Source organism: Pleomorphomonas sp. NRK KF1 (assembly GCF_023721755.1).
Classification (GTDB): Bacteria; Pseudomonadota; Alphaproteobacteria; order Rhizobiales; family Pleomorphomonadaceae; genus Pleomorphomonas.
The window spans coordinates 94,545-115,798 of sequence record NZ_JAMDLH010000003.1 but is presented as its reverse complement, the minus strand read 5'-3'; the positions used below and the strand labels follow the sequence as shown (position 1 = coordinate 115,798).

Here is a 21,254-nt window from a genome sequence, read left to right as displayed (position 1 = left end):
GCCGGTTCCGATGTCATGCCGACGCGGCCGCGTGCCCGGCGGCGAGCAGAAGGAGGACCCCAATCCCGCTGGTCTGGAGGACATGGTTCGCCGCTTTGGCGACGCACCGTTCAACGTGGGCATTCTTGAGGGAGGACTTACCGCATGAAACTTTGGAGAACGTTCCTTGCCGGCGCCGCACTCGCGGTTCTGGCCAGCACGGCTCAGGCGCAGGATATATCCAACCTGCCGCGCAAGGAGACCGTGATCATCGAAAACCCGGAGGGTACCGTCAAGAACCCGGGCTGGTTCAACATTTGGGTGAACGGCGGCGGCGGTCTTTCGACCGGCCTGCAGCAGCTGACGATGGATACCCTCTGGTACATCGACCCGGACCAGGGCATCGACGGTCCGTGGTACAATTCTCTGGCCTCGGAAAAGCCGATCTACAATGACGACTTCTCCGAGATGACGGTGAAGCTGCGCAAGGGTATGTACTGGAGCGACGGCGTCGAGTTCACCGCCGATGACGTCGTCTACACCGTACAGACGCAGATCGACCATCCGGGCATGGTGTGGAGCCCGCTGCTCGCCGTCAGCGTCGACAGCATCAAGGCGACCGATCCCTACACCGTCGTCTTCAAGCTGAAGAAGCCGAACTCGCGCTTCCACGCCCTGTTCACGGTGCGCTGGAACGCCATCTGGATCATGCCCAAGCACGTGTTCGAGAAGGTCGAGGACCCGCTGAAGTTCGACTTCGCCAACCCGATCTCGATCAGCGCCTACAAGCTCAAGAACTACGACCCGCAGGGCAAGTGGTACATCTGGGAGAAGCGTGAGGACTGGCAGCGGACGCCGCTCGGCCTCATCGGCGAACCCGGTCCGAAATACGCCGCCTATGTGGACGGTGGCCCTCCGGACAAGAAGACCATTGCCCAGCTGAAGCACGAACTCGACATCATCCACGACAACACGCCGGAAGGCATGTTCACGTTGGTCGAACAGTCGAAGTCGCTGGCCACCTGGTTCAAGGGTTTCCCCTATGCGCATCCCGATCCGACCCTGCCGGCCGTGATCTTCAATACGCAGAAGGCGCCATTCGACAATGCCGACGTTCGCTGGGCCCTCGCCCTGCTGATGGACATCAAGGCCATCGACCTCGCGAGCTACCGCGGCGCGGCGACCCTGTCGGCCATCGGCGTGCCGCCGACCGGCGTTGCGATGCCGACCTACCAGGCGCCAATGCAGGAATGGCTGAAGAACTTCGAACTCGACACGGGCAAGAGCAAGATCAAGCCCTATGATCCGACGATCCCCTCGCAGATCGCCGACATGCTGCGCAAGCAGCCGAAGTTCAAGGACCAGATCCCGACCGATCAGACGGCGATCGACAACCAGTTCGGCTACGGCTGGTGGAAGCCAAATCCGAAGGCGGCCGGCGAGCTGCTCGAGAGAGCTGGCTTCAAGAAGTCCGGCAATCAATGGCTTCAGCCGGACGGCCAGCCCTTCCGGATTCGCCTGACCGTCGAAGGCGACTCGCGCTCGGTGTTCACCCGTGCGGGCACGCTGATCACCCAGCAATGGAAGCAGTTCGGCATCGACGCCAAGGCGCAGCCGACGACCAACCCGTGGCAGCCGATGCAGGCCGGCGACTTCGATGCCGCCATCGCCTGGAGCGTCGAGACCTGGGGTGGCGACGCCGACATGTCGTTCTTCCTGGACAGCTGGCACTCCAGCTTCGTGGCCAAGCCTGGAGAGGTCCAGCCGGCTCGCAACTGGCAGCGCTGGTCGAGCCCGGAACTCGACAAGATCATCGAGGGCATCCGCGGGATCAGCTTCGACGATCCCAAGGGCGTGGACTATGGCATGGACTATCTGAAGCTGGTGGTGAAGGAAATGCCCACCATTCCGATGATGTCCTACAACGTGTTCGCCTCGATGGACACCACCTACTGGACCGGTTACCCGACGTTCCCGGATGATCCCTACACCGATCCGGTTCCGAACTGGGGCAACTCGCGCCTCATGATGGTCAAGCTCCGGCCGGCGCAGCCCTGACGGCGGCGGGCACGCCCCTCTCTCCTCCTGGGCGTGTCCTCCTTCTTGACGGCCCGCGCGGACTTCGGCCCGCGCGGGCTACCTCGGACGGATCGCCGGCGATGCCGGCGGTAAAAGCGGAGCTAGGGATCCCGTGGCAGCCTACATGATCTTCGTCGCGCGCCGGTTCGGCCAACTGTTGCTGGTCGTCTTCCTGGGGATTTCCGCGACATTCTTCATCAGTCACATGACGCCGGTCGATCCGGTCGCCGAATCGATTACGGCGATCACCAATTTCGGCAAGTCGGATCCGGAAGCGATCGACCTCATGCGGAAGACGCTGACCGAGCTCTATGGGCTCCAAGGCAACCTCTTCGAGCAGTATGTCACCTTCTGGTCCCGCCTCATCCGTGGCGACTTCGGTCCGTCGCTGTCGGCCTTCCCAACGCCGGTGTCGCAGATCATCTTCCGTGCCCTACCGTGGACCGTTGGGCTGATGATTTCGGCAACGCTGATCTCGTTCCTGCTCGGCAACACGCTTGGCGCGCTTGCCGGCTACTATCGCAAGAGCCGGATCCTGAAGATCCTCAGCCTGGGTCTGATCGGCCTGCAGCCGATCCCCTACTACGTGCTGGCCTTCATCCTCCTGATCCTGTTCGGGTTCGTCTGGCCCGTGCTACCGATCACCGGCGGCTACGAGATGAACGCCGATCTGACGCTGTCCTTCACCCTTGTGCTCGACATCGTCCGCCACTCGATCCTTCCGGCGATGGCGCTGGTGCTGGTGGGCGCCGGATCCTGGCTGACGGGCATGCGGGCATTGACCTCCAACATCGTCACCGAAGACTACGTGACCTTTGCTGAACTTGGTGGCGTCGGTTCGACGCGCATCCTGCGCTCCTACGTGGTGCGCAACGCCATCGTCCCGCAACTCACCGGTCTCGCCATGTCGCTCGGCGCCATCTTCAACGGCACGGTGATCACCGAGATCGTGTTCGGGTACCCCGGCATCGGCACACTGCTGATCAACGCGGTGCACGCGGGCGACTACAGCCTGGTGCTCGGCCTCGCCTCGCTCTCGATCATCGGCGTCGCAATCGCGGTGTTTCTGATCGACATCCTCAGCCCGCTGCTCGACCCGCGCATCAAGGCGGAGTGATGGCCATGTTCACAATCATCCGCGACCTCATCCGCTACAACATCGAGTTTGCCATCGGCCTCGCAATCCTGCTGCTGCTGATCGGCGCCGTCATTCTCTCCTTCTTCTCGCCCTACCCGGCCGCCGACATCTACGTGGTGCCGCCGGACATGCCGCCGGATGCCGAGTTCTGGTTCGGCACCACCTCGCGCGGCCAGGACAACTTCTGGCAGTTGGTGATCGCCCTCAGGAACACCTTCGCCTTCGGTCTGGCCGTCGCCTTCCTGTCGCGCATCCTGTCGCTGGTGGTCGGGCTTACCGCCGGTTATGCCGGCGGTCGAGTCGATCGCGTGCTGATGGCGATCAACGACTCGATCATGGTCATCCCGCATTTCCCCATCCTGGTGCTGTTCTACTTCGTGCTGAAGGACGAGATGAACTGGCTGATGCTGGTGCTGATCCTGTCGGCGCTCGGATGGTCCTACGACGCCCGCCTGATCCGATCGATCGCCATGAGTCTCCGGACGCGCCCCTTCACCACGCAAAGCGTCTATTCGGGCATGAGCATGCGCAAGATCCTGGTCGAGGAGCACCTGCCTTACGTGATGCCAATCGTCTTCGCGACCACCATGAACAACATGATCTGGTCGATCGGCATGGAGATCACGCTGTCCGTGCTCGGCTTCACCGACGTCGATACGCCGACCATGGGCCAGATCATCTATTGGGCCAACTCCCATTCGGCCCTGATTTCCGGCATCTGGTGGTGGGTGGCGGCGCCGGTGGTCGCCATCATCGTCCTGTTCATCGGACTGTTCCTGCTCTCCATGTCGATGAACGAGTACATCGATCCACGCAGTCGTCTGAACCGGATGGGGAGCTGAGCCGATGCAAACCGAAGCGCTTCTCCACGCCCCCGAAGCGGCGACCCAGCCGACGCTGGTGGTCGACAGGCTGAAGGCCTACTACACCACCAAGGCCTTCGGCATCGATCGCGACATCCGCGCGGTGGACGACATCAGTCTCACCGTCGCCAAGGGAGAGATCTATGGCGTCGCCGGCGAGTCCTCTTCCGGCAAGACGTCGCTGATCAAGACGATCGTCGGTGCCATCCGGCCACCGCTGCATGTGGTGGACGGAACCGTTCGCTTCAACTTCAGCGGACAGAGCTACGACATTTACGACATGAAGCCGGACAAGCTTCAGGCCATCCGCTGGCGGCATCTGTCCTACATCATGCAAGGGTCGATGAACGTGCTGAACCCGGTGCGCCGGATCAAGCATTCGTTCTACGACTTTGCCTTCGCCCACATGGGCCTCGATCGCGCCACCTTCTGGGACAAGGTCCGGGATCATCTCAGGAGACTAGACCTCGACCCCGGCGTGCTCGACAGCTATCCGCATCAGCTGTCAGGTGGCATGCGCCAGCGAACCACCATCGCGCTCGCCACCGTCTGCACGCCGGAGTTCATCGTCGCCGACGAGCCGACGACGGCGCTCGACGTCATCGTCCAGCGTGATGTCCTCGCCATGCTGCGCGACATCCAGCGCGATCTCGGATCGTCCTTCCTGTTCGTGACGCACGACATGAGCGTGCATGCGACGGTGTCGGACCGGGTCGGTATCGTCTACGCCGGTCGCCTCGTCGAGGAAGCCGACACGCCGACGCTGTTCCGTGGCGCTCGCCACCCCTACACCCAGCATCTGGTCGCCTCGCTGCCGAAGATCGGCGACACCACACGGCGGGCGTCGCTGCCCGGCCGCCCACCAAGCCTTGCAGATCCCCCGTCCGGCTGCCGCTTCCACCCCCGGTGCCCGCTGGCCATGGATATCTGCTCCAGGGAAGTGCCAACGATGACCAACCTTACGCCGCGTCATCGCGTCGCCTGCTTCGCTGTCACGGGAGCGACGCCATGAGTCTCATCCTCGACATCGATCACGTCAGCAAGACGTTCCTGCAAGGCGGGCTCCTGTCCCGCCGCTCCGTCGAGGCGGTGAAGGACATCTCGTTGCAGATCGAGGCAGAGCGGCCGGAAATCCTCTCGGTGGTCGGCGAGTCCGGGTCCGGCAAGTCGACCCTGGCGGCCATGGTGCTCGGCCAGCAACTGCCGACGCGCGGCCGGGTTATGTTTGACGGCATCGACGTCGCCAGCATCCGCAGCAGCGCCGCTCGCCGTGCATTCATGGCCAAGGTGCAGCCGGTGCTGCAAAACCCGTTCGAGGCCTTCAATCCGTTGAAGCGAGTCGATCGCTACCTCTTCGCCACCGCCGCCAACTTCATGATGGCGAAGGGCAAGCCGAGCCGCCAGGAGATCGAAGAGCGCGTCGACCGAGCCCTGGTCGAGGTGGGGCTGACGCTGGCCGAAGTTCGGGGGCGCTTTCCGCATGAACTCTCCGGCGGACAATTGCAGCGCACCGCCATCGCCAGGGCGCTGATTCCCGATCCGCGCCTGCTGGTTGCCGACGAGCCGGTGTCGATGGTCGACGCCTCGCTCAGGATGTCGATCGTCAACCTGTTCGGCGCTCTGCGCGACCGGCTGGGCCTGTCGATCATCTACATCACCCACGATCTCGCCACCGCCTACTACATTTCCGACCGCATCATCATCATGAAGAAGGGCGAGGTGGTGGAGCGAGGCAATGCAAGAGCGGTGCTGGACAACCCCCAGCACCCCTATTCGATCGACCTAAAGAATGCCGTGCTGACGCCCGATTTCGCGTGAGCCGTTCTCGCCATCCATCCTTGCCGGACGACCGACACAAAACAGGCAGGCGCCACTCGACGCCTGCCTGTTTCGTTCGTGCCTTCAAAAAGCCTCGGCGGCAGTCCCGCCGAGGCACGTTCCCTCGCCCTGAGATCAGTCCTTGAGCGCGAAGTTGTCGAGCTTGGCGGCATTCTCCTTGGTGATCAGCACGCAGTCCATGGAGATCTTCTCCGGCTGGCCGGTGGAGCCTTCCTTGAGGTACTTGTCGGCCAGTTCGACGGCATACTGAGCCTGGCGGAAGGCCGGCTGCAGGCCGGTCGCGTGGATCTTGCCGGCGAGGATGGCGTCGCGCACGTCGTTGGAGCCGTCGAAACCGGCAACCAGAACGTCCTTGCGGCCAGCGGCCTCGAGAGCGGCCATGGCGCCCATGGCCATGGTGTCGTTGCCGGAGATCACGCCCTGGATGTCCGGATTGGCCTGGAGGATCGATTCCATCTTTGAGAAGGCTTCGGTCTGGCTCCAGTTGGCGCTCTGCTGGGCAACCATCTTCATGTCGGGATACTGGTCGATCACGTCATGGAAGCCCTTGGACCGCACGCCGGCGTTGGTGTCGGACTCCTTGCCGACCAGCTCGACGAAGTTACCCTTCTCGCCCATGGCTTCGACGAAGCTTTCGGCGACCAGGGTGGCGCCCTGATAATTGTTGGAAACGATCTGGGCGACGGCGATGCCGGTGGCGTTGATCTCGCGATCGATCAGGAACGACGGCACGCCGGCGTCCTTGGCCTTCTGCACGGCGGCGACGGTGGCGTCGGCACCGGCGTTGTCGAGGATGATCGCGGCGGCCTTCTGGGCAATGGCCGAGTCGATCAGGTCGTTCTGCTTGTTGGCGTCGTCGTCATGGCTGTAGATCGCCGCCTCGTAGCCGAGCTCCTTGGCCTTGGCCTGGGCGCCCACCGCTTCCTGCTTGAAGAAGGGGTTGTCGTGGCTCGGGGTGATGATGACGATCAGCTTGCCGTCGGCGGCCAGCGCCGAGGCGGTCAGGGCGATACCGGCCAACAGGCCGAGGGAAACCGTCCTCAGAGTATTGCGAAGCGACATGTCTTTCTCCTCCACTAAAGTCCGCTGCACACCTCTCAGCGGGGCGCGGTTCACGTCGGGTGTCGACGGCCGCAGTCATTGGCGCCGGCCGGGGCTTCGGCCGGCGCCGAAATCTCAACCCGGATCTCAGCCGAGCCGGGCGTTGCGGGCGATGCGGCGCTGCATCTGGTCGAGGATGACCGCGCCGACGATGACGACGCCCTTGATGACCATCTGCCAAAACTCCGAGACGCCCATCATGACTAGGCCGTCCGAGAGCACGCCGATGACAAAGGCGCCGACGATGGTGCCACCGATGGTGCCGCGACCGCCCGACAACGAGGTACCGCCGAGCACCGCCGCCGCGATGGCATTCATTTCGAAGGTCTCGCCGGAGGCCGGATGCGAGGCGACCAGCTGGGAAGCGACCACGAGGCCGGCGATGGCGGCGCAGAAGCCCGAGATCATGTAGACGGCGAGCTTGACGCGGTTGACGCTGACGCCGCTGAGCGTGGCGGCGCGCTCATTGCCACCCACGGCATAGATCTGCCGACCGAAGGGCGTCTTGGTGGCGACGTAGGCGGCAATGCAGGCGACGACCAGCAGCAGCCAGATCGACAGGGGAATGCCGAGGATGGTGCCGGAACCCAATGCCGGGAAGCCCTGGTTGCCGAACTCGGGCTTGCCGATCAGATTCGGGAAGGTGGAGCCGCCCGACATAAGAAGCGCCGTACCACGGGCCACATAGAGCATGCCGAGCGTGGCGATGAACGGCGCCACCTGCATTCGGGTGATCAGGAGACCGTTGATCAAGCCGACGAAGGTGCCGACCAGGAGCGCGATGCCGATCACCTCCCAGACGTTGGGATAGATCACCACGCCGAACATCTCGAGAGGGATGCCGTAGAGGACCAACGCACCGGCGACCATGCCGACCAGACCGACGATGGCGCCGACGGAGAGGTCGATACCGCCGGTCAGGATGACGAAGGTCATGCCGATGGCCAGGAAGGCATTGATCGCCACATGCTTGGACACGATTACGGCGTTGGCGACGGTGACGAAGTTCGGCGCCATCAGACTGAAGAAGACGACGACGGCGATCAACGCGATGAATGTCCTGAGCTTCAGGAGCAGCAGGAGCAGCGTGGACTGTCCCTTGGGCGCTTCGGCCGCCGGTGTTGCAACTGTGTTGGTCATGGTCACTGGTCCTGAACCGGGTGGTCGTGAGCGGGGGCGGCGTGTCCCTTGGTGGACGCGCGAACGATGACTTCGTCGGTCGCCTCGTGATCGGGCAGGTCGGCGGTGATCCGCCCCTGCGACATCACCAGCACGCGATCGGAAACGGCGTGGACCTCCTTGAGGTCGGACGTGGCGAACACCACCGCGAGGCCTTGATCGGCCAGTTCGCGCATGGTGCGGAACACCTCTTCCTTGGCGCCGATATCGATACCGCGGGTGGGTTCGTCGAGGAGGAGCACCCTCGGTTCGGTCATCAGGCTCTTGCCGATGACCACCTTCTGCTGGTTGCCACCGGACAGGGAGGTGATGGGCGTTTCCGGCGACGGCGCCTTGATGCGCAGCGAGCGGAAAAGAGCGTCGATCGCCTTGCGTTCGGCTCCGTTTTGCACGGTGAAGAGCTTGGTGACCTTGGCGAGACTGGCGAGCGACAGATTCTTACCGACGGTGAGATTCTGTACCAGTCCGTCACGCTGCCGATCCTCCGGCACCAGGAAGAGGCCGGCGGCAATGCGCTTGGATACCGGCAACTGGTCGATCGACTTGCCGTTGATGGTGACCGTGCCACGCGCGTCGGCCCTGAGGCCGAACAGGCTTTCGAACAGCTCGGAGCGGCCGGCACCCAGCAGACCGTAGATGCCGACGATCTCGCCGGCCCGGAAGTCGACGCCGACGTCATCAACGAGGTAACCGCCACCGACGCGCGGCAGCTTCAGGTTCCGGACCGAAAGCACGGGCTCGCCCACCTTCACCTCGCGCTGCTGGCGCTTGGCGAACTCCGACGTGCCGAGCATCTGGCGGATGATCCAGGGAATGGTCGCCTCGCCCTTGGGGGCGCTCGCCTGGAAATGGCCGTCGCGCAGAACCGTGAAATAGTCGCCGATGCGGACGAGCTCCTCGAGACGATGCGAGATGTAGATGATGGCGACGCCCGACTTCTTCAGTTCGGCGATAACACGGAATAGCACCTCAACCTCGGAGGCCGACAGCGCCGACGTCGGCTCGTCCATGATCAGCACGCGGGCATCGTCGGCCAGCGCCTTGGCGATCTCCACGATCTGCTGCTCGCCAATCCTGAGATCGTCGACCAGCGTATCCGGGTCGATGTCGTGTTCGAGCCGGGCGAGCAACTCCCTGGCGCGCTCGCGCTGGCGGGGCATGTCGATGTGAACACCGCCCATGGTCATGTCGCGCCCGAGGAAAATGTTCTCGGTGACCGTGAGGTTGGGGCAGAGATTGAGCTCCTGGAAGACGATGCCGATGCCCTTCTTTGCCGCGTCGAGCACGGAGGAGAACCGCACTTCCTCGCCGCCCATCACGATGCGGCCGGAGGTCGCCTGATCGACGCCGGCGAGGATACGCATCAGCGTCGACTTGCCGGCGCCGTTCTCGCCGATCAGCACATTGACCGACCGCTCGTAGACGTCGAAATCGACATCTTCCAAGGCAACGGTACCGGGGAAGACGCGGGTCATCTTCTCGGCGCGAAGAATGATCTCCGGCGCGTCGGACCGTTCCAGCGCGCTCATTCTCCGCCTCCCGCCGGACCGATCAGAACCGGAGTCAGCAGGACCTTGTCGGTGGCCGAGTTGAGCGAGAAGGTGCCGGAGTAGGCGATCGTCTGGCCAGGGGCCAGCGCATCGACGACCGGCTTGAGATCGGCGGCGACGCGGCCATTGAAAGCGCGGCCAACCTCGGCGAACTCAAGCTGATTGGTGAAATTCTGGAAGTTGATGAAGGGCATGGCGTCGCGCAGCGAGTTGCCCTTGATCACCGGACCGATCTGGATGGTGACCGGCACCGGCCCCTTCGCGGTCGCAACGTCGATCAACACGGTGCCGGCCCGCGAGGCGGTGTTCTTTTCCTTGATCACCGCCGTTCCCTTGACGACGAAGCTCCAAGGACTGCCCTCTTCCGCGGGGCGGTGGCCGAACTCCTGACCCGCCTTGTCGAGACCGCCCTCGATGGCGGCGATCACCGTCTCGATCGGAAACGCCTTGTCGCGGACGACCGGCACGACCTCGCCATCCCAAAGCTTGGTCACGTAGTCGACGCCGTTGAACTTCTGCTGGGCCGCCTCGGACTCGCTCTGGATCGGCAGGATCTTGCAGCCGGCCAACGCCACCGCCAGCACACCGGCAACTATGAGACGCCTTGAAAGCACGATGCCGCTCTGGCCGCGACGAGCGGCAAACGACTGGTTGTCGGCCGTGCCGGCAGAAGGCCGACGCGACGCAGCATGATCTGGCATGCTCATCCTCCCTGGGGTCGCGGGGATCTCCGTCCCGAACCTGATGTTTCGATTATTTTCGTTTTCTATCGTTTGTCAACGGATCATTCGTGCCAGCAAGGCGCCATTTGGTGCCACGGCATAAGCTTGACGATATTTTCCGCCGATTTCCGCGACTTCGCATCAAGGCTGAACCGCTTCCCGGATCAGGAGGCGCCTTTCGCAACACCAACGATCACGGAATCGGGCGCTACTAGACAAAAGTCGATAATATTCGAAAGGTAGCAAACCGCCCGAAACTCGCCAACGGCGAGCAGTCAAGCCTCGACATGACAAGGAGGCCGCCAACAACATCGTGATGACGCAGCGCAATGCCCAGGCGAGAGTGACGCCGCCCGGCGAAAATCCAGTTCGCTGGAGCGCGAAATCAGGTAGCGACGATCAGCTCGATGCCTCGGCGCTCGAACTCCTTGGCGTCGCTATCGGCGATGCCGTCGTCGGTCACGAAGGAATGGATCACGTCGAGATTGCCGAGACGCGTGAAGGAGGTGCGATTGATCTTGGACGAATCGGCCACGAGATAGACGTGGGCGGCGGCCTTGATCATCGCCTCCTTGAGCTGCAAATCGGCAAAGCTTGGGTAGGTGAGGCCTGCGTCGATCGAGACGCCGGCGGTGGCGAGAAACAGCTTCGAAGCGAAGATGTTGCGGAAGTACTCGACCGACTTGTCACCCGAGAGCGACAGCGTCGGCGCCTTGAACTGGCCGCCAGGCATATGCACGGCATAACCTGGAACGGCGCCGAGAATGATGGCGATGTTGAGCGCGTTGGTGATGACCGTCAGATTTTCGCGGGTCGTCAGGCGTTGGGCGATCTCGGTGGTGGTGGAGCCGGCATCGAGAATGATCGTCTCGTTGTTCTTCACCAGCGAGGCCGCCTTGGCGCCGATCTTCCGCTTGCGATCCATGTTCTCGATGTGCTGCAGCGACATGGTGCCGACCTGCTGTTGCACGGTCTTGAGATAGGCGCCGCCATGCTCGCGCAGAATGTGGCCGTCCTGCTCCAGCCGCTCCAGATCCTGCCTGATGGTGGCTTCGGACACCTTGAAAGCCTGCGACAGCTCGCGCACGCGGGCGCTGCCTTCCTCCTGCAGCCATTCGAGAATCTTCATGCGCCGGGGTTCGGCCAGAAGTCCGGTGAAAGCGGGCGTTTCCGCCGCGGCTCCGCCGCGTTTGCCAGACGCACCTGCGTCCGTTCCGCTACCATTCGATGCTTCTGTCACCATGGAGACCTTCGCTTTCTTGCGTTCCTTATAGCTCCGATTTCCGGCCGGCGGCCAAGACTTTTTGCCGTCCGGCCGAGCAAGGGCAACGCCGACGGCGCTCCGGGCATAGGGAGCGGGCAAAAATCCTATTGACAAAACGCCCCCTAAAAAACATCATCAAACGAAAGAAAGCGATAAAAATCGAAAACTGAATTCATGTCGGCGCAAACATCGTCGACGGGAGGATGGAATGACGGACAAGTTCAAGCGCGAAGTGACCCTCGGCCTGGTGGTTGGCAGCCGCCAGTTCTTCAACGGAGCCCCCTGCATCAAGGCGCGCAACGATCTGGAAGCGCAGGCGGCGCGCCTCGGCATCCGCACGCTGATGCCGCCGGTGGACGCCACGGTGAACGGCGCCGTGCAGTCGCGCGATGACGCCAAGCTCTATGGTCGCTTCTTCGCCGCCCACAAAGGCGAGATCGACGGGCTCGTCATATCGCTTGCCAACTTCGGCGACGAGATCGCCATCATCGAGATGGTCATGGCCGCCAGCCTCGGCGTGCCGATCCTCCTGCAGGCCTGCAACGACGAGTTCGACAAGGTCGACGTCAAGAGCCGCCGCGACGCCTTCTGCGGCAAGATCTCGGTCGCCAACAACTTCTACAATTATGGCGTCCCCTTTACCGAGACGACCAGCCACACCTCGGATCTCGACGGCGAGGAGTTCGGCAAGGATCTCGATACCTTCGCCCGCGTCTGCCGCACAGTGCGCGGCCTCAGCCACGCCCGCATCGGCGCCATCGGCGCCCGCACGGCGCCGTTCCAGACCATGCGCTACTCCGAGAAGCTGCTTCAGGCGATGGGCGTCACCGTGGTGCCGGTCGACCTCTCCGAGATCATCGGACGCGCCAAGGCGATCGACGACAGCGCCGCCAGCGTGAAGGACAAGCTCGCGGCCATCGGCGGCTACGGCAAGATCGACGCCCATATCCGTCCCGAGCAGGTTCTGAAGCAGGCCAAGTGGGGCATCGCCATCGACGAATGGATGGGCGAGAACGACTGCGACGCTTCGGCCATCCAGTGCTGGCGGTCGTTGCAGGACAACTACGGCTGCGCCACCTGCCTTTCCATGAGCATGATGGGCGAGAAGCTGATGCCCAGCGCCTGCGAGGTGGACGTGCTCGGCACGCTCTCCATGTACGCGCTGACGCTCGCCGCCGGCCAGCCGGCCGCCATCCTCGACTGGAACAACAACTACGGCTACGACCCCGACAAGTGCGTCGGCACCCACTGCGGCAACTATCCGAAGAGCTTCTTCGGCGACACGCCCAACATCGGCGAGCTCGACGTGCTCGGCGAGACCATTGGCCGTGACAAGTGCTTCGGCGCCGTCAAGGGCAAGGTCAAGGCAGGGCCGATGAGCTTCCTGCGCTTCTCCTCCGACGATCTCAACGCCACCATCAAGGCCTATGTCGGCGACGGCCAGTTCACCGACGACCCCTACGGCATGGATGGCGGCATCGCCGTGATCCAGGTCGAGAAGCTGCGCCAGCTTCTGAAAGTGGTGACGCAGAACGGTTTCGAGCATCACGTCGCCATGGTGCGCGGCCAGGTGGCCGGCATCGTCGAGGAAGCGGTCAGCCGCTACATGAAGCTGCCCATCTACCATCACAACGGCGAGGCCGCGCCGACGCTCGGCCTCAAGGCTTTCTGTTGACGGCCAGCCGGCCGCAACCCGGAGAACACGACATGTCCCTTTCAACCGCCTCGGCGCCGGTCTCCGGCGCCGACAGGATCGACATGGTCCGCGCCAAGGCACTCAATATCCGTCGCAGTGCCTTCACGATGGTCCACGAGGCTCAGCTCGGCCATCCCGGCGGCGACTTCTCGGCGGCCGACATCCTGGCGACGCTCTACTTCGGCGTCATGCGCTACGACCCCAACGAGCCGCGCCATCCGGACCGCGACCGCTTCATCATGAGCAAGGGACATTGCACCGGCGCCTTCTACTCGGTGCTGGCCCAGGCGGGCTTCTTTCCCGAAGCCCAACTCAAGACCTACATGCAGCCGCTTTCGAAGTTGAACGGCCACCCCAACCGCAATTACCTGCCGGGCATCGAAACCAATACCGGTCCGCTCGGGCACGGCCTGCCGGTCGCCGTCGGCATCGCCATCGCCGGCAAACTCACGGCCAAGGACTACCGCACCTTCGTGCTCACCGGCGATGGAGAGCTGCAGGAAGGCTCCAACTGGGAAGCGGCCATGGCCGCCGGCCACCGCAAGCTCAACCGGCTCACCGTCATCGTCGACCGCAATCGCCTGCAGCAGGGCGACCGCACCGAAGCGACCAACTCTCTCGACCCGCTCGACGACAAGTGGCGGGCCTTCGGCTTCCATGTCGAGATGATCGACGGCCACGATCATGCCGCCCTGCTCGACGTGCTCGGCGCCGATCCGGAGAGCCGCGACAAGCCGCTTTGCGTCATCGCCAACACCATCAAGGGCAAGGGCGTGTCCTTCATGGAAGACAACGTCTCCTGGCACCACGGCGTCCCCACGGACGAACAGTTCGCCCAGGCGATGAAGGAGCTCATCTGATGTCGGCCGCTACCAAGACCAACGAAGGCCTCTACGACTGCCGCGATGCCTTTTCGAAGACGCTGGAAGCGCTGGCCGAGGCCGACGACAGGGTGGTCGCCGTTGTCAACGACAGCGTCGGCTCCTCCAAGCTCGGCGGCTTCAAGAAGCGCTGGCCCGAGCGGCTCGTCAACGTCGGCATCGCCGAGCAGAACATGGTCGGCGTCGGCGCCGGCCTTGCCAACGGCGGGCGCATTCCCTTCGTCTCCTGCGCCTCCTGCTTCCTGACCGGGCGGGCGCTCGAACAGGTGAAGGCCGACGTCGCCTACTCCAACACCAACGTCAAGCTGTGCGGCCAGTCGCCCGGCATCGGCTATGGCGAACTTGGGCCGACCCACCACTCGATCGAGGACCTCGCCTGGCTGAGGCCGCTTGCCAACCTCGTCACCATCGTGCCGTCCGATCCTTGGGAAACCGAACAGGCCATTCGCTTCGCGGCGGCCTACGAAGGCCCGGTGTTCATCCGCGTCAGCCGCTATCCGGTGCCCGCGCTCGAGCACAAGATCGATCGCATCGAGCCGGGCAAGGCGGAAGTGATGCGTGAGGGCACCGACGTCGCGATCCTCGCCAACGGCGTCATGCTGCACAAGGCGCTTCGGGCGGCCGAGGTGCTGGCCGAGGGCGGCGTGTCGGCGCGCGTCGTCAACATGGCGTGGATGAACCCGCTCGACATCGAGGCGATCGTCGATGCCGCCGGAACAGGTGCCGTCGTCACGGTCGAGGAAGCCAGCGTTCGCGGTGGCCTTGGCGGTGCCGTAGCTGAGACGCTCGCCCTCCGTCGACCGGTGCCGATGGAATTGGTCGGCTTCCCCGGCTTCGTGCCCACGGGTACCGTGGACTTCCTGTTCGATCACTTTGGCCTCACCGCGGCCGGTATTGCCGCGGCGGCGCGAAAGGCGATCAGCCGCAAGGAATGACGATGGACAACGCTCTCGTCCTGGCCATCGACCAGGGAACCACCAACACAAAGGCCTTGCTCGTCGACCGGTCGGGAGCGGTCATCGCCTCCGCGTCCCGGCCGATGACGGTCGACTATCCGCAGCCGGGCTGGGCCGAGCAATCGGCCGAGGCCATCTGGGCAGCGGTCAGGGCCGTTGTCGATGAGCTGGCTACGCATTCTCGGTCCGGAGACGTGGTTGCCGTCGCCGTCTCCAATCAGCGCGAATCGATCGTGGTCTGGGATGCTGCCACAGGCAAACCGCTTGCGCCTTGCATCATCTGGCAGTGCCGCCGCACCGCTTCGGCCTGCGAGGCTCTGATTGCCGCCGGCCATGGTGATTTCGTCGAGGCCCGCACCGGCCTCGGCGTCAACCCGCTGTTCCCCGCCAGCAAGATAGGCTGGATACTCGACCGCATTCCCGACGGCCGTGCTCGCGCGGCGACGGGCGCCATCCGCGCCGGTACCATCGACAGTTGGCTGTTGTGGAACTTCACCGGCGGCGCGGTTCATGCGACCGATCACTCCAATGCCAGCCGCACCCAGCTCTTCGACACCGAGACGCTCGCATGGAGCGACGAGCTCTGCGAGTTGTTCGGCGTGCCGAAGGCCATGCTGGCCGACGTGAAATCCTCGGACAGCCGCTTTAGCGAAACGTCGGCCCACGCGACGAACCTTCCGGCCGGCATTCCCGTCCACGGTATGATGGGTGACTCGCACGCAGCGCTGTTTGGCCATGGCGTGCGCGAACCGGGCACCGTCAAGGCGACCTATGGCACTGGCACGTCGCTAATGTCGCTGGTGCCGAAGCGCGTTCGCTCGCGTCACGGTCTGTCGGGCACCATTGCCTGGAGCCTCGGCGGCCGGGTTTGGCATGCCCTTGAGGGCAACATCTCGGTCTCCGGCCAGACGGCCGCCTTCATGTCGTCACTCCTCGGCCTGAAGGACGCTGGCGCGCTTGCCGACCTTGCCATGACGGTGCCGTCCAGCAACGGCGTCACCTTCATACCGGCTCTGGTCGGGCTCGGCGCCCCGTATTGGCGCAACGACGTTCGCGGCGAGATCTACGGGCTCGCGCTCGGTACAAAGCCGGCTCACCTTGCCAGGGCCGCGATCGAAGCGGTGGCTTTCCAGGTGGCGGATGTGTTCACGGCGATGGAGGCCGACATCGGCGCTCCGCTCTCCGGTCTGTCGGTCGACGGCGGCGCATCGCGCAACGACTTCCTGATGCAGTTCCAGGCCGACATTCTCGACCGACCGCTTCGTCGTGGCAAGTTCCCGGAGGTGAGCGCCCTCGGCGCCGCCTCGGTGGCTTTCCATGGCCTTGGACTTGCGATGATGGGCAATGACGAAGGACAGATGCTGTTCACGCCGGCCATGCCGGAGGACGTCCGCGAGGCGCACCTTGCCGGCTGGCGCAAGGCGGTCGGCCATCTTCTCGCCTGACGAACGGCACAGGTAGGATTTCAATCGAGCGGCGGGGCGACTCCACTGGATCGCCCCGCCGCCTTTTTTCGTCCCCTCCTGCCCGACCAAGAGGGTCAGAGCAGGTGCAGAGCGTCAGCTTTTAGTCTAGCTGCCGGCTCCCTGCTCGCCATCACACCGTCGGCACAGGTTCAAAACGAATGAGTAAAAACCTGTATCGCCAATAACATGGCGCCGCGACGGCTCACCGAGCATCAGAAAACCTTCGCGCCGTGAGAAAATGTTTTCTCATATTGACTTGGTCTAAGAGAAAAGGTTTTCTCATCGACAACGAACGAGGGAGGAGAAACTGAGCGTCACCGGTGGCAAGCGCGGGCGGGTCACGATCCACACCGTGGCGGCGCTGGCGGACGTATCGATCTCGACCGCTTCCAAGGCGCTCAACGGCAGCGGCCGGATGAGCGTCGAGACGCGGGAGCGGGTGAAGAAGGTAGCGCTGGAGGTCGGCTTCCGACCCAATGCGTTGGCGCGGGGTCTGATCACCAAGCGCAGCTTCACCATCGGCCTTCTGACCAACGACACCTACGGCCGCTTCACCCTGCCGGTGATGGCCGGCATATCCGAGGAGCTGGTGGGACATGGCGTATCGGTCTTCCTGTGCGCCATCGAGGACGATCCGGAGCGGGCGCGCGTTCATGTCGACGCCATGCTCGACAAGAGCGTCGACGGGATCATCGCGTCGGGCAAGCGCCTCGACCGGCAGTTGCCCGTCGACCTTTCCGGCCTTTCGGTGCCGGTGGTCTATGCCTTTACCAAGGGAGCGGCCGATGGCGTGACGCTCCGGTCCGACGACGAACAGGGCGCCCGACTGGCCGCCCGATGCCTGATCGACGCCGGTTGTCAGAGGATCGTTCACGTGACCGGCCCCAAGACGTTCCAGTCGGTGCGCGAACGCGCCGATGCCTATCGTACCGCAATCGACGGACCACCGGAGGTCCTCCATGGCATCTGGGCCGAAGCCTGGGGACACGAGGCGGTGGCGCAGCTCTGGGACCGCGGCGGAGAGAAGCCGGACGGCATCTTCTGCGGCAACGACCAGATCGCACGCGGCGTGGTCGACGGCCTGCGCGAACGCGGCGTCAGGGTGCCGGAAGATGTGGCCGTGGTCGGCTTCGACAACTGGGAGATCGTGGCGGCCCAGACGCGGCCGCCGCTGACGACGGTGGACATGAACCTCAGGACACTCGGCCGGGAAGCCGGCCGGCTCATTCTGGCCATGTCGGAGGGTAGAGAGGTGCAGTCGGGCATCCGCAAGCTGCCGTGCTCACTGGTAGTCCGCCAGTCCTGTCGAGGTTTGGAAACTTCGGCCTGAAGCCATGGATTTCGCGGGAAGAGGAACCCGCTTTGGAGGAGAGAGCAATGAAGTTCAACAAGCTGCTGGCTGCGGCCAGTCTCGTCACGTTCTGTTTCGCCGCCGGTGCGGCGCAGGCCGAAACGCTGCAGATGTGGGTGCGCAGCGGCATCGGCGCCTCGTTCACCAAGCTGGTCGAGGCCTATAACGCCAGCCACGAAGACAAGATCCAGATGACGGAGGTTCCCTTCTCCGAGCTGGTGCAGAAGTACGCCACCGCCATCGCCGGCGGCCAGGCGCCCGACGCCCTGTCCCTCGACCTGATCTACAATCCGGCCTTCGCGGCCGCCGATCAGCTCGAGGATCTGACCGACTGGGCCAAGGCCCTCCCCTATTTCTCGTCGCTGTCCCCGAGCCACGTCAAGCTCGGCACCTATGAAGACAAGATCTATGGCATGCCGCTGTCGGTCGAGACATCGGTGTTCGCCTGGAACAAGGATCTCTACAAGAAGGCCGGCCTCGATCCGGACAAGGCGCCGACCACCTGGGAAGAGATTTCCGAGAATGCCAAGAAGATCAGGGCCCTCGGCGACGACACCTACGGCTTCTACTTCTCCGGCGGCGGCTGCGGCGGCTGCATGATCTTCACCTTCATGCCGCTCACATGGGGCGCCGGCGCGGACATCCTGTCGGAGGACGGCAAGACGGCGACGCTCGACACGCCCGAGATGCGCAAGGCGGTCGACTATTATCGCGAGATGGTCAAGGCGGACGTGGTGCCGCCGGGCGCCGCTTCCGACACCGGCACCAACTTCCTGTCGATCACCAATGGCAAGATCGGCCAGCAGAATCTCGGCGCCTTCGCCATCGGCACGCTGGTCACCGAGCATCCGGACATTCATTTCGGCGTGTCGCTGATCCCGAGCGTCGACGGCAAGACGTCGTCCTTCGCCGGCGGTGACAACTTCGTCATCACCAAGGGTTCGCCGCGCGCCGACATCGCCAAGAACTTCCTCGAGTATGCCTACTCGCTCGAAGGACAGAAGGTGATGGCGAAATACGGCAGCCTGCCGACCCGTTCGGACATCGCCGCCGAGGTGTTGAAGGATCTCGATCCGCGCATGCAGGTCGGCGTCGATGCCATCGCCGTCGCCAAGACGCCCTACACGCTGCAGTTCAACGATCTGATCAACAGCGCCAACGGTCCGTGGGCCTCGTTCACCAACGCCGCCATCTTCGGTGACGACGTGGACGCTGCTTTCGCCACCGCCCAGGAAGAGATGCAGAGCATCATCGACAACGCCCAGTAAGGGCCGTTTCGCGACCAACCGGCCGGAAACCATCCGGCCGGCCTTTCCCTCGGAACGCCGCGGCGCCCGATCCCCTGATTTCGACCATCCGCCACCTTGCAGGCGAATGACAAGAAGAGCGGCAGCGATGACCCTCGCCGACAGCCTATCCCGCCCTACCCGCCGGCGCCGACCCAAGCGCCGGTCGCAATGGAAGGGCCTTCTCTACATCGCACCGGCCATGGTGCTGGTGATCATGTTCTTCATCCTGCCGGTGCTGTTCACCTTCTGGATGAGTCTCCACAAGTGGCCGCTGCTCGGCGTGCCCCGCTTCATCGGGCTCAACAACTACATTCGGATGTTTTCCGACACCCGCTTCTATTCGGCGCTGGGCTTCACCGCCTACTACACGGTGATCATCACCATAGCGATCTTCGCCCTCGCCTTTCCGCTCGCCATCTTCGTCGAGCGGCAACGGAAGATGGTCGGCGTCTATCGGACGGCGATTTTCATGCCCGTGGTGGTGGGCCTCGCCTCGGCGTCGCTGCTCTGGGTGTGGTTCGCCAATGTCGACAGCGGCTTTCTCAACCCGCTTCTCGCCTGGCTCGGGATCGTCGATCTCAAGACCAACTTCTTCGCCAGTTTCGACAGCGCCTTCTTCATCGTCTGCCTGATGGTGGTCTGGAAGGTGGCCGGCTTCACGATGATCATTTTGCTCACCGGCCTGCAGGCCATTCCGACCGAGCTCGGAGAGGCGGCGCGCATCGACGGCGCCAACCGCTGGAAGCGCTTCTTCTACGTGACGCTGCCCCTGATGCGAAAGACCATGGCGCTGTCGCTGATCCTGTCGGTGACCGGCTCGATCCTCGCCTTCGACCAGTTCTACATCATGACGGCCGGCGGACCTCAGAACAAGATGATCTCGGTGGTCTACTACATCTTCAACCAGTCCTTCGTCTCCTTCAACCTCGGCTACGGCGCCGCCATGTCGCTGGCGCTCCTGGTCATCCTGGTGCTGATCAGCATCTTCCAGCTCTGGCTGCTGCGCGTCGGGGAGGAGCGGGCATGACCACCAAGAAAGAAGCTCGCGCGCGGCGCGCCCTGTTCGGCGCCGGCAGCTACCACGGAACCGGCATCCTGCTCGCCGTGTTCTTCCTGGCGCCGTTCGTCATCACCATCCTCTCGTCGTTCCGGCATGGCACGGAAGCCCGGCTTCCTCCCATTCCGCCGTGGCCGACCAACGGCTTCAGCCTCGACGCCTACCGCAGCCTCGACAGCTTCGGCGCCGGGGTCTGGCAGCACACGTTGAACTCGGCGGCGGTGGCGATCGGCACGGCCTTGCTCACGGTAATCGTGAGCCTGCTCGCCGGCTACGGCTTCTCGCGCTACCGCTTCATGTTCAAGAATGCGCTGTTCGTGCTGATCATCGCCACGCTGATGATCCCGTTCCAGTCGATCCTGACGCCTCTCTTCATCATCCTCGCCAAGCTGGGCCTCAACAACTCGCTGATCGGGCTGACGCTGGTCTATGTAACCCTGCAGCTTCCCTTCTCGGTGTTCATGATGCGCAACGCCTTCGACGCCGTGCCGAAGGAGATCGAAGAAGCCGCCCGCATCGACGGCGCCCGCGACCTCAGGCTGCTCGTCCGCGTGCTGCTGCCGCTGGTGCTGCCGGGCATCGTCACGGTGGCGATCTTCGCCTTCCTCAACTCTTGGAACGAGTTCCTTGCCGCCCTCGTGCTGCTGTCGGACAACAGCAAGTTCACCTTGCCGATCCTGATTTCGGCGGTGCGCGCCGGTCGGCTCGGCGCCATCGACTGGGGCGCGGTTCAGGCCGGCGTCACCGTGATGAGCGTGCCCTGCCTGTTCGTCTTCCTGCTCCTGCAACGCTACTACATGCGCGGCCTGATGGCCGGCGCCGTGAAGTGACATTTCCCCTCATT

General features: G+C 63.7%; 19 protein-coding genes. 14 read left to right on the top strand and 5 right to left on the bottom strand.

The features are described from left to right. Positions 1 to 10: 10 nt before the first annotated feature. From M4J39_RS09995 to M4J39_RS09970, 6 genes are all read left to right on the top strand, one after another. Positions 11 to 148, top strand: a complete 138-nt coding sequence (locus tag M4J39_RS09995; protein ID WP_251727700.1) for a hypothetical protein — start codon at positions 11 to 13, stop codon at positions 146 to 148. Next, positions 145 to 2,037: an ABC transporter substrate-binding protein gene (locus tag M4J39_RS09990; protein ID WP_251727699.1), complete on the top strand. Its 1,893-nt coding sequence runs from the start codon at positions 145 to 147 to the stop codon at positions 2,035 to 2,037. The genes M4J39_RS09995 and M4J39_RS09990 overlap by 4 nt, the downstream gene beginning before the upstream one ends. A 145-nt stretch (positions 2,038 to 2,182) precedes the next feature. After that, a complete protein-coding gene (locus tag M4J39_RS09985; protein WP_254004873.1) occupies positions 2,183 to 3,175 on the top strand; it encodes an ABC transporter permease in 993 nt (330 codons plus the stop codon). 5 nt (positions 3,176 to 3,180) lie between these two features. Continuing rightward, a complete protein-coding gene (locus tag M4J39_RS09980) occupies positions 3,181 to 4,038 on the top strand; it encodes an ABC transporter permease (protein ID WP_251727697.1) in 858 nt (285 codons plus the stop codon). A 4-nt stretch (positions 4,039 to 4,042) separates the two neighbouring features. Next, the gene (locus tag M4J39_RS09975) at positions 4,043 to 5,071 is read left to right on the top strand and encodes an ABC transporter ATP-binding protein (RefSeq protein ID WP_251727696.1); all 1,029 of its coding nucleotides are present in this window, start codon (positions 4,043 to 4,045) and stop codon (positions 5,069 to 5,071) included. Next, positions 5,068 to 5,877 (top strand): ABC transporter ATP-binding protein, encoded by an 810-nt coding sequence (locus tag M4J39_RS09970; protein WP_251727695.1) that lies wholly within the window; start codon positions 5,068 to 5,070, stop codon positions 5,875 to 5,877. Before M4J39_RS09975 ends, M4J39_RS09970 begins: the two co-directional genes overlap by 4 nt. 135 nt (positions 5,878 to 6,012) lie before the next feature. Here the strand turns inward: M4J39_RS09970 and M4J39_RS09965 are convergent, their stop codons facing one another. From M4J39_RS09965 to M4J39_RS09945, 5 genes are all read right to left on the bottom strand, one after another. Next, entirely contained in the window at positions 6,013 to 6,960 is a 948-nt protein-coding gene (locus tag M4J39_RS09965) for a D-ribose ABC transporter substrate-binding protein (protein WP_251727694.1), read from the bottom strand. A 126-nt stretch (positions 6,961 to 7,086) separates the two neighbouring features. Then, positions 7,087 to 8,139: an ABC transporter permease gene (locus M4J39_RS09960; protein WP_251727693.1), complete on the bottom strand. Its 1,053-nt coding sequence runs from the start codon at positions 8,137 to 8,139 to the stop codon at positions 7,087 to 7,089. Positions 8,140 to 8,141: 2 nt separating this feature from the next. After that, positions 8,142 to 9,707, bottom strand: coding sequence for a sugar ABC transporter ATP-binding protein (locus M4J39_RS09955; protein ID WP_251727692.1), 1,566 nt, complete (start codon positions 9,705 to 9,707; stop codon positions 8,142 to 8,144). Continuing rightward, positions 9,704 to 10,429, bottom strand: coding sequence for a DUF2291 domain-containing protein (locus M4J39_RS09950; RefSeq protein WP_251727691.1), 726 nt, complete (start codon positions 10,427 to 10,429; stop codon positions 9,704 to 9,706). Before M4J39_RS09950 ends, M4J39_RS09955 begins: the two co-directional genes overlap by 4 nt. Positions 10,430 to 10,835: 406 nt before the next feature. Continuing rightward, the gene (locus tag M4J39_RS09945) at positions 10,836 to 11,579 is read right to left on the bottom strand and encodes a DeoR/GlpR family DNA-binding transcription regulator (protein WP_251727690.1); all 744 of its coding nucleotides are present in this window, start codon (positions 11,577 to 11,579) and stop codon (positions 10,836 to 10,838) included. A gap of 343 nt (positions 11,580 to 11,922) precedes the next feature. Between M4J39_RS09945 and M4J39_RS09940 the strand changes: the two genes are divergently transcribed. The 8 genes from M4J39_RS09940 (at position 11,923) to M4J39_RS09905 (ending at position 21,240) form a co-directional block, all read left to right on the top strand. After that, positions 11,923 to 13,389, top strand: a complete 1,467-nt coding sequence (locus M4J39_RS09940) for an L-fucose/L-arabinose isomerase family protein (protein ID WP_251727689.1) — start codon at positions 11,923 to 11,925, stop codon at positions 13,387 to 13,389. Positions 13,390 to 13,421: 32 nt separating this feature from the next. Then, on the top strand, positions 13,422 to 14,270 hold the full coding sequence (locus M4J39_RS09935) for a transketolase (protein ID WP_251727688.1): 849 nt from the start codon (positions 13,422 to 13,424) through the stop codon (positions 14,268 to 14,270). Then, complete coding sequence (locus M4J39_RS09930) at positions 14,270 to 15,226, top strand: transketolase family protein (RefSeq protein WP_251727687.1); 957 nt, start codon at positions 14,270 to 14,272, stop codon at positions 15,224 to 15,226. The genes M4J39_RS09935 and M4J39_RS09930 overlap by 1 nt, the downstream gene beginning before the upstream one ends. Positions 15,227 to 15,228: 2 nt before the next feature. Continuing rightward, positions 15,229 to 16,692, top strand: a complete 1,464-nt coding sequence (locus M4J39_RS09925) for an FGGY family carbohydrate kinase (protein WP_251727686.1) — start codon at positions 15,229 to 15,231, stop codon at positions 16,690 to 16,692. A gap of 328 nt (positions 16,693 to 17,020) precedes the next feature. Further along, a complete protein-coding gene (locus M4J39_RS09920) occupies positions 17,021 to 18,043 on the top strand; it encodes a LacI family DNA-binding transcriptional regulator (RefSeq protein WP_251727974.1) in 1,023 nt (340 codons plus the stop codon). 47 nt (positions 18,044 to 18,090) lie between these two features. Beyond that, entirely contained in the window at positions 18,091 to 19,332 is a 1,242-nt protein-coding gene (locus M4J39_RS09915; protein ID WP_251727685.1) for a sugar ABC transporter substrate-binding protein, read from the top strand. Positions 19,333 to 19,459: 127 nt separating this feature from the next. Beyond that, a complete protein-coding gene (locus tag M4J39_RS09910; RefSeq protein WP_251727684.1) occupies positions 19,460 to 20,380 on the top strand; it encodes a carbohydrate ABC transporter permease in 921 nt (306 codons plus the stop codon). After that, positions 20,377 to 21,240, top strand: coding sequence for a carbohydrate ABC transporter permease (locus M4J39_RS09905; protein WP_251727683.1), 864 nt, complete (start codon positions 20,377 to 20,379; stop codon positions 21,238 to 21,240). Before M4J39_RS09910 ends, M4J39_RS09905 begins: the two co-directional genes overlap by 4 nt. The last annotated feature ends 14 nt before the right edge of the window (positions 21,241 to 21,254 follow it).

What these genes read in the sequence shown, in the direction of transcription:
- M4J39_RS09980 (WP_251727697.1), top strand. Translation starts at nt 3,181, where the DNA reads ATGTTCACAATCATCCGCGACCTCATCCGCTACAACATCGAGTTTGCC.
- M4J39_RS09965 (WP_251727694.1), bottom strand. Translation starts at nt 6,960, where the DNA reads ATGTCGCTTCGCAATACTCTGAGGACGGTTTCCCTCGGCCTGTTGGCC.
- M4J39_RS09940 (WP_251727689.1), top strand. Translation starts at nt 11,923, where the DNA reads ATGACGGACAAGTTCAAGCGCGAAGTGACCCTCGGCCTGGTGGTTGGC.
- M4J39_RS09915 (WP_251727685.1), top strand. Translation starts at nt 18,091, where the DNA reads ATGAAGTTCAACAAGCTGCTGGCTGCGGCCAGTCTCGTCACGTTCTGT.
- M4J39_RS09960 (WP_251727693.1), bottom strand. Translation starts at nt 8,139, where the DNA reads ATGACCAACACAGTTGCAACACCGGCGGCCGAAGCGCCCAAGGGACAG.
- M4J39_RS09925 (WP_251727686.1), top strand. Translation starts at nt 15,229, where the DNA reads ATGGACAACGCTCTCGTCCTGGCCATCGACCAGGGAACCACCAACACA.
- M4J39_RS09910 (WP_251727684.1), top strand. Translation starts at nt 19,460, where the DNA reads ATGACCCTCGCCGACAGCCTATCCCGCCCTACCCGCCGGCGCCGACCC.
- M4J39_RS09970 (WP_251727695.1), top strand. Translation starts at nt 5,068, where the DNA reads ATGAGTCTCATCCTCGACATCGATCACGTCAGCAAGACGTTCCTGCAA.
- M4J39_RS09930 (WP_251727687.1), top strand. Translation starts at nt 14,270, where the DNA reads ATGTCGGCCGCTACCAAGACCAACGAAGGCCTCTACGACTGCCGCGAT.
- M4J39_RS09995 (WP_251727700.1), top strand. Translation starts at nt 11, where the DNA reads ATGTCATGCCGACGCGGCCGCGTGCCCGGCGGCGAGCAGAAGGAGGAC.
- M4J39_RS09975 (WP_251727696.1), top strand. Translation starts at nt 4,043, where the DNA reads ATGCAAACCGAAGCGCTTCTCCACGCCCCCGAAGCGGCGACCCAGCCG.
- M4J39_RS09985 (WP_254004873.1), top strand. Translation starts at nt 2,183, where the DNA reads ATGATCTTCGTCGCGCGCCGGTTCGGCCAACTGTTGCTGGTCGTCTTC.
- M4J39_RS09955 (WP_251727692.1), bottom strand. Translation starts at nt 9,707, where the DNA reads ATGAGCGCGCTGGAACGGTCCGACGCGCCGGAGATCATTCTTCGCGCC.
- M4J39_RS09905 (WP_251727683.1), top strand. Translation starts at nt 20,377, where the DNA reads ATGACCACCAAGAAAGAAGCTCGCGCGCGGCGCGCCCTGTTCGGCGCC.
- M4J39_RS09935 (WP_251727688.1), top strand. Translation starts at nt 13,422, where the DNA reads ATGTCCCTTTCAACCGCCTCGGCGCCGGTCTCCGGCGCCGACAGGATC.
- M4J39_RS09945 (WP_251727690.1), bottom strand. Translation starts at nt 11,579, where the DNA reads ATGAAGATTCTCGAATGGCTGCAGGAGGAAGGCAGCGCCCGCGTGCGC.
- M4J39_RS09990 (WP_251727699.1), top strand. Translation starts at nt 145, where the DNA reads ATGAAACTTTGGAGAACGTTCCTTGCCGGCGCCGCACTCGCGGTTCTG.
- M4J39_RS09950 (WP_251727691.1), bottom strand. Translation starts at nt 10,429, where the DNA reads ATGCCAGATCATGCTGCGTCGCGTCGGCCTTCTGCCGGCACGGCCGAC.